Source organism: Agrobacterium rosae (genome assembly GCF_002915175.1).
Lineage (GTDB): Bacteria > Pseudomonadota > Alphaproteobacteria > Rhizobiales > Rhizobiaceae > Agrobacterium > Agrobacterium rosae.
Genome location: NZ_NXEJ01000007.1, coordinates 268,471 through 285,914 on the forward strand (window position 1 = coordinate 268,471; position 17,444 = coordinate 285,914).

General features: G+C 55.8%; 14 protein-coding genes. 10 read left to right on the forward strand and 4 right to left on the reverse strand.

Going from position 1 to position 17,444, the window contains the following annotated elements; translation table 11 throughout:
- Positions 1-8 precede the first annotated feature (8 nt).
- Both CPJ18_RS15735 and CPJ18_RS15740 read right to left on the reverse strand, forming a co-directional pair.
- A complete protein-coding gene (locus CPJ18_RS15735; RefSeq protein WP_103659293.1) occupies positions 9-1,376 on the reverse strand; it encodes an enoyl ACP reductase FabMG family protein in 1,368 nt (455 codons plus the stop codon).
- A 157-nt stretch (positions 1,377-1,533) separates the two neighbouring features.
- A complete protein-coding gene (locus CPJ18_RS15740) occupies positions 1,534-2,847 on the reverse strand; it encodes an MFS transporter (protein ID WP_103659294.1) in 1,314 nt (437 codons plus the stop codon).
- A gap of 473 nt (positions 2,848-3,320) precedes the next feature.
- On the opposite strand from CPJ18_RS15740, the gene CPJ18_RS15750 reads away from it, so the two are divergent.
- The 6 genes from CPJ18_RS15750 (at position 3,321) to CPJ18_RS15775 (ending at position 11,700) form a co-directional block, all read left to right on the forward strand.
- Positions 3,321-5,591, forward strand: a complete 2,271-nt coding sequence (locus tag CPJ18_RS15750) for a sensor histidine kinase NtrY-like (protein WP_103659296.1) — start codon at positions 3,321-3,323, stop codon at positions 5,589-5,591.
- On the forward strand, positions 5,581-6,945 hold the full coding sequence (gene ntrX, locus CPJ18_RS15755) for a nitrogen assimilation response regulator NtrX (RefSeq protein WP_077100780.1): 1,365 nt from the start codon (positions 5,581-5,583) through the stop codon (positions 6,943-6,945). Before CPJ18_RS15750 ends, ntrX begins: the two co-directional genes overlap by 11 nt.
- A 37-nt stretch (positions 6,946-6,982) precedes the next feature.
- Positions 6,983-8,359: a Trk system potassium transporter TrkA gene (gene trkA, locus CPJ18_RS15760; protein ID WP_103659297.1), complete on the forward strand. Its 1,377-nt coding sequence runs from the start codon at positions 6,983-6,985 to the stop codon at positions 8,357-8,359.
- A gap of 189 nt (positions 8,360-8,548) precedes the next feature.
- Positions 8,549-8,791 (forward strand): RNA chaperone Hfq, encoded by a 243-nt coding sequence (gene hfq, locus CPJ18_RS15765; protein ID WP_003496145.1) that lies wholly within the window; start codon positions 8,549-8,551, stop codon positions 8,789-8,791.
- A gap of 86 nt (positions 8,792-8,877) precedes the next feature.
- Complete coding sequence (hflX, locus tag CPJ18_RS15770; protein WP_167397921.1) at positions 8,878-10,323, forward strand: GTPase HflX; 1,446 nt, start codon at positions 8,878-8,880, stop codon at positions 10,321-10,323.
- A gap of 105 nt (positions 10,324-10,428) precedes the next feature.
- Positions 10,429-11,700: a GGDEF domain-containing protein gene (locus tag CPJ18_RS15775; protein WP_103659298.1), complete on the forward strand. Its 1,272-nt coding sequence runs from the start codon at positions 10,429-10,431 to the stop codon at positions 11,698-11,700.
- A 16-nt stretch (positions 11,701-11,716) separates the two neighbouring features.
- Here CPJ18_RS15775 and mazG read toward each other — a convergent pair whose 3' ends face one another.
- A complete protein-coding gene (gene mazG, locus CPJ18_RS15780; RefSeq protein ID WP_103659299.1) occupies positions 11,717-12,553 on the reverse strand; it encodes a nucleoside triphosphate pyrophosphohydrolase in 837 nt (278 codons plus the stop codon).
- A 26-nt stretch (positions 12,554-12,579) separates the two neighbouring features.
- Complete coding sequence (locus CPJ18_RS15785; protein ID WP_103659300.1) at positions 12,580-13,167, reverse strand: tRNA-specific adenosine deaminase; 588 nt, start codon at positions 13,165-13,167, stop codon at positions 12,580-12,582.
- 233 nt (positions 13,168-13,400) lie between these two features.
- On the opposite strand from CPJ18_RS15785, the gene cysG reads away from it, so the two are divergent.
- From cysG to CPJ18_RS15805, 4 genes are read left to right on the forward strand one after another with little or no spacing between them, the layout of a single operon-like run.
- The gene (gene cysG / locus CPJ18_RS15790; protein WP_103659352.1) at positions 13,401-14,861 is read left to right on the forward strand and encodes a siroheme synthase CysG; all 1,461 of its coding nucleotides are present in this window, start codon (positions 13,401-13,403) and stop codon (positions 14,859-14,861) included.
- Complete coding sequence (locus CPJ18_RS15795; protein ID WP_077100790.1) at positions 14,854-15,168, forward strand: DUF2849 domain-containing protein; 315 nt, start codon at positions 14,854-14,856, stop codon at positions 15,166-15,168. The genes cysG and CPJ18_RS15795 overlap by 8 nt, the downstream gene beginning before the upstream one ends.
- A gap of 8 nt (positions 15,169-15,176) precedes the next feature.
- Positions 15,177-16,847 carry a nitrite/sulfite reductase gene (locus CPJ18_RS15800; RefSeq protein WP_103659301.1) on the forward strand — a complete coding sequence of 557 codons (1,671 nt, stop codon included), beginning with the start codon at positions 15,177-15,179 and terminating at the stop codon, positions 16,845-16,847.
- Positions 16,848-16,859: 12 nt separating this feature from the next.
- Positions 16,860-17,366, forward strand: coding sequence for a DUF934 domain-containing protein (locus CPJ18_RS15805; protein WP_103659302.1), 507 nt, complete (start codon positions 16,860-16,862; stop codon positions 17,364-17,366).
- Positions 17,367-17,444 lie beyond the last annotated feature (78 nt).

A 17,444-nucleotide genomic window follows, 5' to 3' on the forward strand; every position in this document is an offset into this window, starting at 1 on the left:
TGGCGACTTTAAGCCACGGCAGTCTGTCTTGCGACAGAGTTGTCCGCAGCACGCGTCTGGTCTTCATGCAAAGCGTTCAGGCAACGCGCGACGATATCGTGGTTGAGCCACTGAACCGGACCGCGCGGCTGGGAGGATGCACCGAAGATCAGCGCGCCCGTTGCCTCGACCACGAATGAGCTCAGGAGATCGCTGATCAACGCTTTGCCATCACGGTGCATTGCCGTGATTTCATTGGATGTCCCGATCGTCAGGTCAGCCTGTGTCTGGCTGTTAGGCTTCGGCCATGCCGAGAAGTCGTAGAATGGTACCATGACGTCGCTGGCTTGCAGGCTGCTGATCTTGGCAATCACGTCATTCAACGTAAATCCGTCGGCCAGAAGCTTTTCACATGCCTGCCACTGTTGGTCGGCCCACTGGCCGCCATTTTCTTTCTTCAGCGCCAGCAGAAGCGGAATGAGCGGCAGTTCGATGCCCGTGAATACGTCGGAGGAATTGGTCCGGATTTCCGGGCAGTTATACACGGATGCCTTGACGCCCTGAGCCCAAGCCTCTTCAGCGATGCCTTCGAGCCGCATCTTGGCATAACCCTGGGTGTAGTTGGTGTAGGTCTGCCAGCGGTATTCACCGTCGATCAGGATGCCTGTACCGTGGTAGCCGTAAGCCGTATACCGAACTTGACCGCCGGAGGCCTCGACACGCTCGCGGATGGCCGCGCTTGCGTCGATAAGATGACGGAAGGTATTGGCCGAAACCTCATCAAAATTCTTCAGGATGAGCTTGCCCATATCGCTGTCGATCAGCGACTGCGACGACATGTGACGGGTGCCCGTTCCCTTGTAGATTCTGTTGGCGATGACCAGAAAAACCTTAGCCTTCGGAATGCCGCCAGCCATGGTATGGGCGAAAAATACATTGCGACCGGCAGGGATCATGCCATCCAGAATGGACATGACCTGAGCCGCAGAATCGGTAAACCGCTTCGTCGCTATCGCCTGGCATTGCTCGATGTAATCCCAGTCGAGCTTTTCACGCTCCCAGCTCTCGAGTGTCAGCCCGGCGAGAAGATCGGTTGGTGTTGGGCCACCCTCGGGTGCATCAAGATCGAATCCCGCCATCAGGGGAACGTTGATGATCGTTCCGCCCAATCGTGTTTCCGCCTCAACAAGCTCTTCGCTCGTGAGTGGGCGCAGGGCATTATTCTCATCACGCCGACCGACGGTGATACCGACGATCTGCATTCCTGCTTTCCGGGCTTGATCGAGAAGGCCGGTCGCATAACCGCGTCCAAACAATTCGCCGAACAGAACGAAGACATCGCCTTTTCGAAACACTGTGTTTTTGGAGATGTTCTCCAGCGCAATAGGGTTTTTCATGTGCTCAGTTCTTCATAAGGGGAATCGGGACGTGAACCCGACATGTGTTGAACACTAATTGAACGCAGTCGCTCCAGATGGAAAGTCATTTAAAGTAACCGATTATATCGAAACGTGAGCAGCGACTGCAAATCGTCGTCGATTTCAGGCCAAAACCCTACTCAAGAGCCTGATTTTTCGATTCTGCGTCGATCAACCAGACGCTTATGGCGGCAATAACGAGGAGGCCTGAAATGACTCCCAATGCCAGGCCGAAATTCGATGCCATCAGCGGAGCGACGATGGAGGGTGCCAACAACCCACCGAATCGCGCAACTGCTCCCGCCATGCCCATGCCGCTTGCACGAAGTGTCGTAGGGTAGAGCTCGGGCGTGAAGGCATAGATGGCACCCCATGTGCCAAGCAGTGAGAAGCTCAGGAGCAAGGTCGCTGCCACCGCGATTTCGACTGTCTGTCCAAGCCCGTATGCCAGCGTGCCTACCGCGCTCAGCAACAGAAACCCGATCAACGTCGGCTTTCTGCCCCATTTCTCGACGCCATAGGCGGCCAGCGCATAACCCGGCAGTTGCGCAATCGCGAGAATAACCAGGAAAACCTGACCGCGGACGAAACCAAAGCCATCGGCAGCGAGCTTTATCGGTAGATAGACGAACACCCCGTAGTAGGAGACCGAAATCAGCACCCAGGCCAGCATCAGAAAAATCGTGCGTCTTCGCAGTGTCGTGGAAAATAGCGCGCTAACCGATTTGGGCTGTGGTGTCTGAGGTGCAAGCGGCGAAATGTCGATAGTGCGACCGTTTTCCTTTGCGACCCTTTGCAAAACCTGCCGCGCCTCTTCGGAGCGGCCCTGCTGGTTAAGGTAAAAAGGAGATTCAGGGACATAGAACCGCAGCAAAATGCCGATCAAAGCCGGAATGCCTGTCACGAAGAAAATCGTTCTCCATGCCTCGCCCCCGTGTGTTCCAGCAACAAGTGCCAACAGGGCAAGTGCAACGGTGCCTATTGCCCAGCAACCCTCAAGCAGAACCAGCCACCGACCGCGCCGGTCCGACGGCAGAAACTCGGCCATCATGGCGTAATCGACTGGTAGCGTCCCGCCCACGCCGAGACCTGTCAAGAAGCGTGCGACGAGCAGCCATTGCAGATCCGGCGCAAAAGCGGAAGCGACGCCGAAAATCGCGTCGAGAATGATGGCGATGAACAAGACGGGTCTTCGTCCAATTCGGTCTGCCAGTCGTCCGAAAACAAAGGCGCCAATCAACATTCCCAGGAAAAACAACGTGCCGGTCTGTAAGGCTTGAGGCACGGTGATGCCGAAGCTGACAGCAATGGAGGGCGCGCTAAAGCCAATCGCCAGAACCTGCATGGCATCTGCCGCCCAGACGAGGCCGAAAATAACGAACAGGCGTTTCTGAAACGCGCCGACGCCTGCTGCTCTAATGCCGTCTTCTACCGTGATTGGTGAATGCATGGCCGATCTCATTTCCGTCGTTGTTGAAAGACTGTCCGAAGCGTGCGTCTACATCTGTTGTCTGTACGCGGAACAAGGGCCTGCTCATTATGTGTCGGCGGACCTGATCGGCAAAGGTCGCTCAGTGGCCAAACTTTGAATCTCAGATAGCACGATTGTGATGATTCGCAGCTGCTCATCAGTCGCCATAATCCCCGTTATTGGTTCAAGTCTGCTCACAGGCTGAAACCCAGAAAAATCCGCTCACACTCGCGTTGACGAAGACGCTTGCAGTAACTGAAGTCTCGTCAGGTCCGGGCCATATCTTGTCACGGGATATATTGGAAACGAGGTTGACAGCCTCTGCGTGCCGTTGCATTTTCGCCACAATGTGTTGCTTAAAAAACACGAGGAAACTGGAGTCGTCTCGTTCGCCCAGCATTTCTGTTTTTCAAGGTTGTGGTGCCACGAGATGTGGCATGGGAAATTGAACTATGCGCAAACCTGTCGCCGATAGGGTATCTGACCGTACATCGGGCGATGTTGTGATTGCCGATAGGCGTATGTCCTTTGCTTTCCCTGGACTTGTGCTGGCGGGTGTCGCGCTCATCTGCGCCACGCTGACTCTCTTCGTGCTGCTGGGGCTTACCCCCATTGCACCGACGACGAATGTCGTCATTGCGTCCGTGGTCATCAATTCACTGCTTGTTCTGGGGTTGATGTATTTGATCGGTCGTGAAATCGGCCGGTTGATGAAGGCGCGGCGCCGTGGCCGGGCCGCCGCTCGCCTCCACGTTCGCATCGTTGCCCTGTTTTCCATTGTAGCGATCACGCCTGCGGTTCTCGTCGCTATCTTCGCCAGTATCACGCTGAATGTCGGGTTGGACCGCTGGTTTGCACTTCGCACACAATCCATCGTGGATTCGTCTAGCAATATCGCCCAGGCCTACATGCTCGAAAACGCTGGCTATCTGCAGGGCCAAACGCTTTCCATGGCGACCGACCTCGACCGCAACAGGGCGCTTTTTTATCTGGATCGCACCGGTTTTGTGGAGTTGATGACGCGCCAGGCAAAAGGGCGCGGCTTTCTGGGCGCGTTTCTGGTGCAGGAAGATGGCGATGCGGTCGTGCAGGCCGACATCCAGACCGAAAGGCCGCTCCCCGCCATTCCGCACGACGCGCTGGAAAAAGCGGCGGCCGGTCAGCCGACGCTTATCCCGCCGGGTGTGACCAACCTTGTGGGCGCCATCATCAAGCTTGAGGGTATTGGCGGGACTTTCCTTTATACTGTGCGCGCCGTCGACCCCAAGGTGATGTCGGCAATGCGGCAGATGGAAGAGAACCGCGCGGAATATAAGGCCATGGAGGCGGGGCGTGCGCCGCTGCAAATTGCCTTCGCAATTCTCTACCTCGGCTTTGCGCTGATCGTTCTGCTCGCCGCCATCTGGACGGCTATCGCCATTGCTGACCGTATCGTGCGGCCCATCCGGCTGCTCATCAGCGCGGCCGACAGTGTGGCGATGGGCAATATGCACGTGCTTGTGCCTGTCCGCGCCGTGGATGGTGACGTCGGCCGTCTTGCGCGGACCTTCAACAAAATGATTTCCGAAATCCGCAGCCAGCAGGATGAGATCATCGAAGCCAAGGACGACATCGATAACCGGCGCCGCTTCATCGAGGCCGTGCTTTCAGGTGTCACAGCTGCCGTTATCGGCGTCGATGAGCATCGCAATATCACCATCGCCAACCCTTCCGCCGAAGAGTTTCTGGCCGTGTCTTCCGACAGATTACTCGGATCGCCCCTGATCGAGGTTGCACCCGAAATTGAGCAGGTCGTTGCCGAAGCGACTGCGTCCGCGAGAATGGATTTCCGCAACCAGATCAACATCATAAGACGCGGCAAGGAACGTACCTTGAACGTTCAGGTCACCCGCGAAGACGCCCGCGATGGCCACGAATCCTACGTTATCACCCTGGACGACATCACGGATCTCGTCATCGCTCAGCGCTCGACAGCTTGGTCGGAAGTGGCGCGGCGCATTGCGCATGAAATCAAAAATCCGCTAACGCCGATCCAGCTTTCTGCGGAGCGTATCAAGCGCCGCTTCGGCAAGCAGATTACCGATGAGGCTGACCGCGCCGTGTTCGACCAATGCACCGACACCATCGTTCGGCAGGTCGGCGATATCGGCCGCATGGTGGACGAGTTTTCCGCGTTCGCCCGGATGCCGAAGCCGACCAAAGAGATGTCGGATTTGCGCGTTATTTTGAAGGACGCGGCGTTTCTGCGCGAAATGGGTGCAGCGCACATCAAATTCACGACCGAGTTCGGAGACGAACCGCTTGAAGGCATGTTCGATGCGCGCATGCTGGGACAGGCTTTCGGAAACCTCATCAAGAATGCAACCGAGGCCATTGAGTCCGTCGAGACGGGCGATAGCCCGCGCACTGGAAAGATTTTGGTCAGGGCATCCTTTGATGCGGAACACAACCGCTTCATCGCAGATGTGATTGACAACGGACGAGGCCTTCCGGTGGAAAACCGCCACCGGATTTTAGAGCCTTACATGACGATGCGCGAAAAGGGCACCGGCCTTGGTCTGGCCATCGTCAAGAAGATTATTGAAGAGCACGGTGGTCATCTTGAGTTGCATGATGCGCCCGCCGATTTCGATCAGGGCCATGGCGCCATGATCAGAGTGCTGTTGCCGCATGTCGAAGTGGTGACCAGCGAAATTGATAAGGAAGTTGCATATGGCGTCTGATATTCTGGTCGTAGATGACGAGGCGGATATCCGCGAAATCGTGGCAGGTATTCTGTCCGATGAAGGCCACGAAACCCGTATGGCATTCGACAGCGATAGTGCGCTGGCCGCGATCTCCGAGCGTGTTCCTCGGCTGATATTTCTCGACATCTGGATGCAGGGCAGCAAGCTTGACGGCTTGGCATTGCTGGATGAAATCAAGAACCGCCATCCCGATCTTCCGGTGGTGATGATTTCCGGTCACGGCAATATCGAAACCGCCGTCAACGCGATCAAGCGCGGCGCATTCGACTTCATCGAAAAACCGTTCAAGGCAGATCGTCTCATCCTGATCGCCGAGCGCGCGCTGGAAAACTCCAAGCTGAAGCGTGAGGTATTCGAGCTAAAAAAGCGGGCAGGGGATGCGGTTGAACTGATTGGTGCATCGCTTGCGGTTTCGCAGCTTCGCCAAACGATCGATCGTGTTTCCCCAACCAACAGCCGCATCATGATTCTCGGTCCATCCGGTTCCGGCAAGGAACTGGTGGCGCGGATGATCCATAAGAAGTCGTCGCGTGCGACAGGTCCGTTTGTCGCGCTCAACGCTGCGACGATCACCCCGGACCGCATGGAAATCGCACTGTTCGGTACCGAAGGCTTACCCGGCCAGCCGCGCAAGGTCGGCGCGCTGGAAGAGGCGCATCGCGGTGTGCTGTATCTCGATGAAGTCGGCGAAATGCCGCGTGAAACGCAGAACAAGATTTTGCGTGTTCTGGTGGACCAGCAGTTCGAACGCGTCGGCGGTGGCAAGCGCGTGAAGGTGGATGTCCGCATCATTTCCTCCACCGCGCACAATCTCGAAGGGTTGATCGCAGACGGACTATTCCGCGAAGACCTCTACCACCGTCTGGCTGTCGTGCCAGTCAAGGTGCCAGCGCTGTCTGAACGTCGTGAGGATATTCCGTTTCTTGTCGACATGTTCATGCGTCAAATTTCCGAACAGGCTGGCATTCGGCCCCGCAAGATCGGTGATGACGCGATGGCGGTGCTTCAGACGCATGACTGGCCGGGCAATATCCGCCAGCTTCGCAACAACATTGAACGCCTGATGATTCTCGCTCGCCCGGAAAGCGGCGAAACACCGATTTCCGCCGATATGCTGCCTGCTGATATTGGCGACATGCTGCCAAGGATCGCGGCGCAGGGTGACCAGCACATCATGACGCTGCCGTTGCGCGAAGCGCGTGAGATGTTCGAGCGCGATTATCTCGTGGCGCAGATCAACCGTTTCGGCGGCAATATTTCCCGCACGGCGGAATTTGTCGGTATGGAGCGTTCCGCTCTTCATCGCAAATTGAAGTCGCTCGGCGTATAACAATCCAAAATTGCCGTCTGGCCCGTAGAGAGAGCGTATGAAAGTCATCATTTGCGGCGCAGGCCAGGTGGGTTACGGCATTGCGGAGCAATTGTCGCGCGAAGACAATGAAGTCTCCGTCATCGATACGTCAGCCGCACTGATTGCAGCGATCACCGAGACTTTGGATGTGCGCGGATATGTCGGGCATGGCGCGCATCCGGACATGCTGGCCAAGGCGGGTGCCGATGAGGCCGACATGATCATCGCCGTGACGCTTTACGACGAGATCAACATCGTTGCCTGCGAAGTGGCGCATGCGCTGTTCAGCGTTCCCACCAAAGTTGCCCGCATTCGCGACCAGGCCTATCTGCAGCCTGAATATGGCGATCTTTTCAGCCGCGAGAACATGTCCATCGACGTCACGATTTCCCCGGAAATCGAGGTCGGCAAGATGGTGCTGCGCCGTATCGCGTTTCCGGGCGCGACGGATGTGGTTCGTTTTGCCGATGACAATGTCTTCATGCTGGCCATCGAGTGCATGGAAAATTGCCCGGTCATCAACACGCCGTTGCAACAACTGAGCCAACTCTTTCCGGATCTCGTCGCGACCGTCGTTGGCGTCTATCGTGGCGGCCATCTAAAAGCCGTCGATTCCTCCGAGCAACTGCGCGCTGGCGACCTTGCCTACGTTATCTGCCAGAAGCACCACGCTCGCCGAACGCTTGGTCTTTTCGGCCACGAGGAGCAGGAAGCAAGCCGGATCGTTATCGCAGGTGGTGGTAATATCGGGCAGTACGTAGCGCGCTCCATCGAGGAGTTTCAGCCCAAGACAAGGGTGAAAATCATCGAGTTCGATAGAGAGCGGGCCATTGCCGCCTCCGAAAAACTCAATTCCACAATCGTGCTTTGTGGTTCGGTGCTGGACCAGAAAATCCTGCATCAGGCGGATATCCAGGACGCAGATCTGATCGTGACCCTGACCAACAACGACCAGACAAACATTCTCGGTGCCGTCATGGCAAAACAGCTGGGCTGCAAATCGAACCTTGCATTGCTGAACGGTCCGTCTTTTCATGACGTTGCCAAGTCGCTTGGTCTCGATGCCTATATCAACCCACGCGCCGTCACCATTTCGCGGGTGTTACAGCACGTCAGGAAAGGTCGCATTCGCTCGGTCTACGCAGTGCAGAGAGGCAATGGTGAAATCATCGAAGCCGAGGCGCTGGATACGTCGCCGCTTGTCGGGCAGGCTTTGCGTGATATCGACCTGCCGGACAGTGTACGCATCGGTGCGATCTACCGCGACAAGACCGTCATCCGTCCTGATGGAGGCACGAAAATCAAGGCGAAAGACCGGGTCATCCTGTTTGCGTCGGCGGATGCAGTGCGGGATGTGGAACAGCTATTCCGTGTATCTATTCAATATTTCTAAAACATTGGGTATGAAACAGAAAAAGCTCGCCTTAGTAAATCCGGGTAAGTTTTTCGACATTGCGGAACAGATCGTGATTTGATACCAGAGTTGCTGATCGGCTGACAGGGGGACTACGTTCAACCGATCCTATTATTGATTGTTTATTTCCCGGTCTCCCATCCGGGCAAAAAAGAAAGAATCGGCGCCATGGCGGAACGTTCTCAAAACCTGCAAGATCTTTTCCTGAACACAGTTCGCAAGCAGAAGATTTCGCTGACTATTTTCCTTATCAACGGCGTCAAGCTGACTGGCGTTGTTACATCCTTCGACAATTTCTGCGTTCTTCTTCGCCGCGATGGTCACTCCCAGCTCGTCTATAAGCACGCGATCTCGACCATCATGCCTGGCCAGCCGATGCAGATGTTCGAGTCGGAAGAGGGCGCTGCTTAAGGCGGCACGGCTGTCTTTTAGCCATCATTCACACTATGCTGTAGCAGACAACGGAACCGTAGGACGGGACCGTTGTTTTGCAGTCTATGCGCCATGAGATTTTCTGGCGGTTTCAACTGACACTCGAAAGGTGCGGGCACATTTCTACACGCGACACATCGAACGAATCCATTATCCCGGAACAGGAAAAGCACCGGGATGACATGCGCGCAGTGGTCATCATCCCCGTTCTGAAGCAGGGTCGCCCCCCGAAAGAAGCCTCGGCTACGACGCCACTCCGTTCGATGGAAGCCAAGCTTGAGGAAGCCAAAGGTCTGGCGCTCGCCATTGATCTGCATATTTCCGGGGGACTGATCGTTCCCGTCAATCAGCCGCGCCCAGCCACGCTTTTCGGCAGTGGCAAGATTGAGGAAATCAAACACCTGCTGGAAGAAACCAATTCCGGTCTGGTCATTATTGATCATCCGTTGACGCCGGTTCAGCAGCGCAATCTCGAAAAAGAATGGAACGCGAAGGTCATCGACCGCACCGGTCTTATCCTTGAAATTTTCGGCCGTCGCGCTTCGACCAAGGAAGGCACGCTTCAGGTCGATCTTGCCCACCTGAATTACCAGAAGGGCCGCTTGGTCAGAAGCTGGACCCACCTTGAACGCCAGCGCGGTGGTGCGGGCTTTATGGGTGGTCCCGGTGAAACACAGATTGAGGCCGACCGCCGCCTGCTGCAAGACCGCATCGTAAAGCTCGAAAAAGAGCTGGAACAGGTGGTTAGAACCCGCCAGCTTCACCGCGCCAAACGTCGCAAAGTACCGCATCCGATTGTTGCGCTTGTTGGCTATACAAACGCAGGGAAATCGACGCTGTTCAACCGCATTACCGGTGCAGGCGTGCTGGCCGAAGACATGCTTTTCGCCACTCTCGATCCTACGCTTCGTCGCATGAAGCTGCCGCATGGCCGCACTGTCATCCTTTCCGATACGGTCGGTTTCATCTCGGACCTCCCGACCCATCTGGTTGCCGCTTTCCGCGCGACGCTAGAAGAAGTGCTGGAAGCCGACCTCATCCTTCACGTCAGGGATATGTCCGATCCTGATAACAGCGCGCAGTCCGCAGATGTCATGCGTATTCTCAACGATCTCGGCATCGATGAGAAAGTCGCGGACGAGCGGCTGATCGAGGTCTGGAACAAGGTCGACAGGCTTGATCTGGAGGCGCACGATGCTATCCTTCATAATGCTGAAGGTCGTGCGAATGTGCGTGCTGTGTCTGCCATTACCGGCGAGGGTGTCGACGTCCTCATGGATGAGATATCACGGCGTCTTTCCGGCGTTCTGATGGAGACGACAATCGTCTTGAATGTCGAGCAACTGCAATTTCTGTCGTGGGTTTACAACAATGCGATCGTAGACGGGCGCGAAGACAATGAAGACGGCTCCGTAACGTTGGACGTGCGGCTGTCAGAAGCGCAGGCGCTGGAACTTGAGCGTCGTTTGGGCAAGGTGCAGAAGTCGGAAGTCGAGGACTGGGAAGAATAACCCAACCTCGGCTGCGTGCACTTTTAAAAAAAGCATTCCATCAATCGCGAAAATGTTTTCTCTGATTTAGATAAATTGGATTGCGCATATCGGTTATGCGTTTTTATGCAACCGATAGCCCCCTTTTTGTTAGGGTTTAGTAATCAGAGCCGTGTGATATTGTCCTCTAATTCATACGAGCTTGCTAAAATGTTTCAACCCTTGGATCTGCCCACAGTCCTGCTGCTCCACAAGCTATCTTTCTTCGTGGCTGCACTGTGCTTTCTCTATGTGCGCTCTCAATCGCGCGAGAGCGTCGGACTGGGTTTTTTAGCAGTTGGATTTTTCCTGGTTGCAACGGCGTCAACGCTTGTCAGTATCGGCAAGGTTTTTACCGATTATGAGCATAGCCTGGCACTCGCAGGCACCTTCGCCGGTCTGGTGGGGTACTCGATATTTTGGATCGGAATGTGCCGTATCAGCACGCAGACAAGCCGACGCCGCGAATGGTTGATATTGTGTTTTCCGGTGATCGTCTGTGTTACGCTATTCGTCACTGGTCTTTACGAGTTTACGACAGCTCGAACCACCGCCATGCAGTCCACGGCCGCCTTGTTGCTTCTCGCTGCTGCCTGCACCGTTTTCTTCGATCGTGTTATAGAACCGCTTCCGGTTCGACGAGCTCTCGCAGCAACAATTGGTTTTGCGGCGCTACTGAGCGCGCTCGTCGTCCTTGGTGTTCTTTTCCCTGATGTGGCGTTGGTCTCGTCGCGAAACGCGTTTTTTGTCTCCATTGTTTGCCACTTCGCAATCGCAGTCTTTGTTCTCGCCTTGGTCAAGGAGCGCGCGGAGGAGGGGTTGAAACGGCTTGCCGATCTCGATGTGCTGACAGGCGTTCTCAACAGACGGTCGTTCTCCACCCGTCTGCCGCAGCAGATGCGTCAGGGCGATGCGATTGTCATGATAGACATTGATCATTTCAAACGCATCAATGATGGCTTTGGCCATTTTGCAGGTGATGAAGTGCTGGCGCGGGTGGCGCAGGAGCTATCTGCGCGCGTTCGACCCAATGACAGCTTTGCGCGCTTTGGCGGTGAAGAGTTCATCCTGTTTATGCCGGCAACGGGCGAGGGGGAAGCTTCCACACTCGCCGAAAGTGTTCGCCAGCTCGTGAGCTCCATAAAGCACTCCATCGACGATCAAAAAGTTGCCGCGACGTTGAGCATGGGGCTTGCGGTGTGCACGGATAAAACATGCACTCCGCATGCTCTCATGAAAATGGCCGATACGGCGCTCTATGCTTCGAAAGCGACGGGGCGTGATCGACTGACGGTTTACAATGCGGAAGACTTTGAAAGAAATCCGGCATTATTGAACCCTGCGCGTCACGCTGGCTGATGATCTGACGAGCCCGTCAGTCGACTATCTGCCGTTCGATATCCTTCGCCGCCTGCCATAGTTGCTCCATGCGGTCCAACGTTGCCGCTTCCAGCGTCTCGCCATTTTCAGCCAGTGTCGTTTCTATGTGGCGAAAACGACGGCGGAACTTCGTGTTGGTGCCTCTCAGCGCATTTTCGGGGTCGACCTTCACATGGCGGCCGATGTTGACAAGCGCAAAGATCAGATCGCCCAGTTCGTCGGAAACCTTTTCCGGCTTTCCGTCCTCAAGTGCTTCGCGCAGCTCTCTGATTTCCTCCTCGATCTTATCGAGAATGGGTTCTGGCGCTGACCAGTCAAAGCCGACGCGTGCGGCCTGTTCCTGAAGTTTCAATGCCTCGGTCAGCGCCGGTTGTGTGCGCTGGATGGAGCCCAGAAAACCCACCTTGGTATCCTCACCGGTGCCACGCTGAGCGCGGCGTTGTGCCCGGTCGCGTTTTTCCTGCGCCTTTATGACGTCCCACTGTATTTTCACCGATTCAGGCGTATCGGCATCCGATTTGGCAAAGACATGGGGATGACGGCGGATCATTTTGGAGGTTACGGCATGAACGACGTCACCAAATGAAAATTCGCCCATCTCCTGCGCGATACGGGAATGGAACACCACCTGTAGCAGGAGATCTCCAAGCTCGTCGCAAAGATCGTCCATGTCGTTGCGCTCGATGGCGTCGGCAACTTCATAGGCTTCTTCGACCGTGTAGGGTTTGATGGTCTCGAATGTCTGCACGATATCCCATGGGCAGCCCGTCTCCGGCTGCCGCAGCGCCTCCATGATCTCGATGAGGCGGGAAATGTCTTTCGAGGCTTCCATGTGTGATGTGTCTTTCTGGCGCGTTTTCAGTTCAGTGGAATATTGTTTTCAGCCTTGGACGACTGGTAGTTTACCGACAGGGCATCATAGGCTGCCTTGATGCGCGCCGTCTGCTCTTTCAGCTCTGTTTTTAACGGCGCGTCTTCGTTTTCCACCAGATCGGAAATGAAATAAGAGTTCCAGAACGCGTTACTGCGGCGATAACCACCCGGCTCCAGACCGAACACCTCTTTCAGAATCTTCAGATCATGGGGAATGGCGAAGGCATCGCGGGAATCTTCATGGCTGAAAAAGGAATAGAAATTATCGAAACCCGCCCAAGTGATGGCCGACATGCACATCGTGCAGGGTTCATGGGTCGATAAAAAGATCAGGTCTTTCGTATCAGGTTTTTCGCCCAATTCATGGAAGCCTTTCAGCGTATGAACCTCGCCGTGCCAAAGCGGATTTTCCAGCTCGTTGTTGGTTTCGGCAATGACCAGCGAGAGGTCAGACTTGCGCAAAATAGCTGCGCCAAAAACCTTGTTGCCGAGTGAGACGCCGCGCGTGGTGAGCGGCAGTATATCGTTCTCGATGACGTGGAGCAGTCGAGATGCTATTGTCAGTTCAGTCAAGGTATTTTCCTGTCGTTAAGGGGCTGGCGGCCAAGTCGCATCCAAGGCGAGAATCACGATAAAAGTATAGAGAATTGGTAGAAAATAGGTGGAATTACAACAGTGTGACGATTTCGCTTCGTCAGTCTCTTTTCCTCCAAATCTACCCTTGTCGGGAAATAAAAATCTACTGCAATATAGCAAGCGAATTTCTGTACCTTCAACACGGGCAACGGATCGGACATAGTATGAGCATGCTTAAAGACCCCGCAGATAAAGCCGATCATCGGCTGACGACATTTCCTGCCTTTTTCAAGGTTGAAGGACGGTCTGTGGCGGTCTTTGGAAATGGCGATGAAGCTTTTGCGAAAGTTCGGCTTCTTCTCAATACCAGCGCGCAAATTTGTGCTTTTGCTGATGCTCCGCAGGATGATTACGCCGCCTTGCTTGCGCAGGGGAAAGTGACCCATCATCCGCTTGGCTTCTCACCGGAACTTGTGGACGGCATGGTTCTCGTCTTTGCTGCGACCGGTGAAGAAGCGCTCGACCGGCAAATCGTGGATGCCGCCCGCGCACGCTCTATTCCAGCAAACGCGGTCGATCAGCCCGGTTATTGCGATTTCTACACGCCGGGGCTCGTTGCTCGCGCGCCTCTGGCGGTCGCGATCTGCACGGAAGGTGCTGGACCGGTTTTGGGGCAAATGGTCCGCGCGCGGATCGATCAGATGCTTGCGCCGTCGCTTGGTCGTTTGGCGCGGCTTGCGGTCGAATACCGTGACGCGGCGGAGAAGGCAGTGCCCAAAGGCGCGCTTCGCCGTAATTTCTGGCGTCGGTTCTTTACCGGTAGCGTGGCGGATTCCGTCGCGCTGAATGACATAGATGCTGCCCACATTGCAGCTGCAAAACTTCTTCAATCGCCGGAGAGCCGTGAAGGCTATGTCTGGCTGGTGGGTGCCGGCCCGGGTGCCGAGGACTTGCTGACCTTGCGTGCGCAACGCGTTTTGATGCAGGCCGACGTCATCGTTTACGACGCGCTGGTGCCACAGGAAATCGTTGACATGGGCCGTCGTGACGCAGAGCGACTGTCCGTTGGCAAACGCAAAGGCTGTCACTCCAAGTCGCAGGAGGACATCAACAAGCTGCTAGTGTCGCTCGGACAAGACGGCAAAAGAGTTGTCCGCCTGAAATCCGGCGACCCGCTGGTCTATGGCCGTGCAGCAGAGGAAATGTCCGCATTGCGCGAAGCGGGTATCGGTTATGAAATCGTCCCCGGCATTACGTCGGCCTTTGCGGCTGCTGCGGATTTCGAATTACCGCTAACGTTGCGCGGTGTCGCCTCGTCGCTCATCTTTACCACCGGCCATGATCTAGCCGGCGATATCCTGCCGGATTGGGCAAGGCTTGCCGTGTCTGGTGCCACCATCGCTGTTTACATGGGCCGCTCCGTGGCAGCATCCGTCGCGACGCGCCTTATGAATGCTGGTCTCAATGCGGACACTACGGTTGCCGTTATTGAAAACGCCAGCCGATCCTATCGCCGCCTCATGCATGGCACATTGAAGGATTTACCTGATCTGGAGCATCGCAATGAACTGACCGGTCCGGTCATGGTCATTATTGGCGATGCGGTTGCCGGTGCGAATTTCGAAAGATCCGAAGCCTTGTCCCTCGCGGATACGTATCAGGGTCTGAAACAGGAGTATGCAAATGGTTGACAAGGTTCTCACAGCCAATCGCCTTGGTGATGGCATCGCCGTTTGGCTGGACGCCAATGGTGAGTGGACCGAAGACCTCCAGTCGGCGCTTGTTGCCCGTCATGCAGAGGCTGAGGCCTCGCTGGAAGAAATCGGCAAGCGCGATTTTTCCGCCAATAAGGTGGTTGACGTGAACATCGTGGACGTGACCGAGGAGGCTGGCCGTCTATGGCCGACGCGCCTTCGTGAGCGCATCCGTGCCGCAGGGCCAACCATTCAGTACGCCGCAGGTTTCAAGCCAGCCGACGCCGACTTTATCGCAGTCTGAGGAATACCATGTACCGCTATGACGAGTTCGACCATGCTTTCGTTCAAGGCCGCGTGGAGCAATTCCGCGATCAGGTAGCACGGCGCCTTTCCGGCGAGTTGGCGGAAGATGCCTTCAAGCCGTTACGTTTGATGAATGGCGTCTATCTACAGCTCCATGCCTACATGCTGCGCGTCGCAATCCCCTATGGCACATTGAACGCCAAGCAGATGCGGATGCTGGCGCATATCGCGCGCAAGTATGACCGCGGTTACGGACATTTCACCACGCGTCAAAACATTCAGTATAACTGGCCGCGCCTTGCAGACACGCCCGATATTCTGGCCGAGCTGGCGAGCGTAGAAATGCATGCCTTGCAGACATCCGGCAACTGCATTCGAAACGTCACTGCAGATCACTTCGCCGGTGCAGCCGAAGATGAAGTGGCTGACCCGCGCCCCTATGCAGAAATTCTGCGGCAATGGTCGTCCGTTCACCCGGAATTTTCGTTCCTGCCACGCAAGTTCAAGATCGCCGTTACGGGTGCCGCCAAGGATCGCGCCGCCATTCAGGTCCACGACATTGGTCTGCATCTGAAAAAGAACGAAAAGGGTGAAATCGGCTTTGCCGTTTACGTCGGAGGCGGGCAGGGCAGAACACCGATGATCGCCAAGAAGATCAACGATTTTCTTCCAGAAGAAGATTTGCTGTCCTACACAACCGCCATCATGCGGGTGTATAATCTGCACGGTCGCCGCGATAACAAGTACAAGGCACGCATCAAGATCCTCGTCCATGAGACGGGTGCCGAGGAGCTGGCGCGTCAGGTGGAAGCGGAATTCGCTCAGCTTAAAAACGGCGAACTGAAACTGCCGGATGCCGATATCGCAGCCATCACATCGTACTTTGCATCGCCCGATCTCAAGGCGCGTCCCGAAGGTTGGGAAAGCCTCGCACGCTGGAAGAAGGCCGATCCGGATTTCGCCCGATGGGTGGACCAGAATGTGCAGCCGCACCAGAACCCGGACTATGGCATGGTGACGGTGTCGCTGAAGCCCATCGGTGGCATTCCGGGTGACGCGTCCGACGAGCAGATGGATATCGTTGCCGATATCGCAGAAGAATACGCGCTGGACGAAATCCGTATCAGTCACGAGCAGAATATCATTCTGCCGCATGTGGCCCTGGCTGATCTGGAGCCGGTCTATCGTGCGTTGCTCGGCGCTGGTCTCGCCACGGCAAATGCTGGCCTGATCACGGATATCATTGCCTGTCCTGGGCTGGATTATTGTGCGCTGGCCAATGCGCGCTCTATTCCACTGTCTCAGGAAATCTCTACCCGTTTTGGAGCGCCGGAACGTCAGGCGGAAATTGGTGAGCTAAAGATCAAGATCTCCGGCTGCATCAATGCCTGCGGCCACCACCATGTCGGCCATATCGGTCTGCTGGGTGTGGAAAAGAAGGGTGCTGAGCTCTACCAGATCACGCTGGGTGGCTCGGGCGACGAGAACTCGTCTATTGGCGAGATCATCGGTCGCGGTTTCGAGCCCGAGAAGGTGACCGACGCGGTGGAAACCATCGTCGATACCTATCTCGGTTTGCGCCTGTCGAAGGAGGAGACGTTCCTTGAAGCCTATCGCCGTGTTGGTGCGCAGCCTTTCAAGGAAGCGCTCTATCCGGCAGCAGCCGCAGCCGCATAAGGAAACCGCATCATGACGAAAATCTGGAATGAGAGCGGTTTCGTTGAAAACGATCCTTGGGTTATCGAGACCGAAGAGGTGAAGGCGCAGGACGGCCAACAGGCCATCCTCGGCCTCGATGCCTTCATTGCGCGTGCCGAGGAAAGCAACGATGTCGGTCTTGGTGTTCTCGTTACACCGGCGGATGACGTTGAGAAACTGCGACCCTATATCGACCGCATCGCGCTCGTCGCGGTCAGCTTTCCGGCATTCGGCGATGGGCGTGGTTTCAGCCATGTGTCGCTGTTGCGCTCACGCCTCAACTACCAGGGAGAGGTAAGGGCAGTGGGTGATGTGCTGATCGACCAGGTGCCGTTGATGCTACGCACCGGGTTCACCAGCTTTGCGGTGACGAATGAAACCGCAATCCGGCGTCTGTCTGAAAACCGCTTGCCGGGCATCGATGTCTATTACCAGCCGACCGCAAAACCTGCTGCGGATGGGCCGGGCTATAGCTGGCGCCGCCGTGCAGCCAATTGAGGCCTTGTCTAGAAATATGAGTTTTTGATACATATTTCTACGCGCATAGCACCAATGACATTCCGATACCTTCAAAAG

Bases quoted from the DNA above. Each gene is read 5' to 3' on its own strand.
- CPJ18_RS15775 (WP_103659298.1), top strand. From the start codon at position 10,429: ATGCAACCGATAGCCCCCTTTTTGTTAGGGTTTAGTAATCAGAGCCGT.
- CPJ18_RS15750 (WP_103659296.1), top strand. From the start codon at position 3,321: ATGCGCAAACCTGTCGCCGATAGGGTATCTGACCGTACATCGGGCGAT.
- hflX (WP_167397921.1), top strand. From the start codon at position 8,878: ATGCGCCATGAGATTTTCTGGCGGTTTCAACTGACACTCGAAAGGTGC.
- CPJ18_RS15740 (WP_103659294.1), bottom strand. From the start codon at position 2,847: ATGCATTCACCAATCACGGTAGAAGACGGCATTAGAGCAGCAGGCGTC.
- cysG (WP_103659352.1), top strand. From the start codon at position 13,401: ATGCTTAAAGACCCCGCAGATAAAGCCGATCATCGGCTGACGACATTT.
- CPJ18_RS15795 (WP_077100790.1), top strand. From the start codon at position 14,854: ATGGTTGACAAGGTTCTCACAGCCAATCGCCTTGGTGATGGCATCGCC.
- CPJ18_RS15800 (WP_103659301.1), top strand. From the start codon at position 15,177: ATGTACCGCTATGACGAGTTCGACCATGCTTTCGTTCAAGGCCGCGTG.
- mazG (WP_103659299.1), bottom strand. From the start codon at position 12,553: ATGGAAGCCTCGAAAGACATTTCCCGCCTCATCGAGATCATGGAGGCG.
- ntrX (WP_077100780.1), top strand. From the start codon at position 5,581: ATGGCGTCTGATATTCTGGTCGTAGATGACGAGGCGGATATCCGCGAA.
- CPJ18_RS15805 (WP_103659302.1), top strand. From the start codon at position 16,860: ATGACGAAAATCTGGAATGAGAGCGGTTTCGTTGAAAACGATCCTTGG.
- CPJ18_RS15735 (WP_103659293.1), bottom strand. From the start codon at position 1,376: ATGAAAAACCCTATTGCGCTGGAGAACATCTCCAAAAACACAGTGTTT.
- trkA (WP_103659297.1), top strand. From the start codon at position 6,983: ATGAAAGTCATCATTTGCGGCGCAGGCCAGGTGGGTTACGGCATTGCG.
- hfq (WP_003496145.1), top strand. From the start codon at position 8,549: ATGGCGGAACGTTCTCAAAACCTGCAAGATCTTTTCCTGAACACAGTT.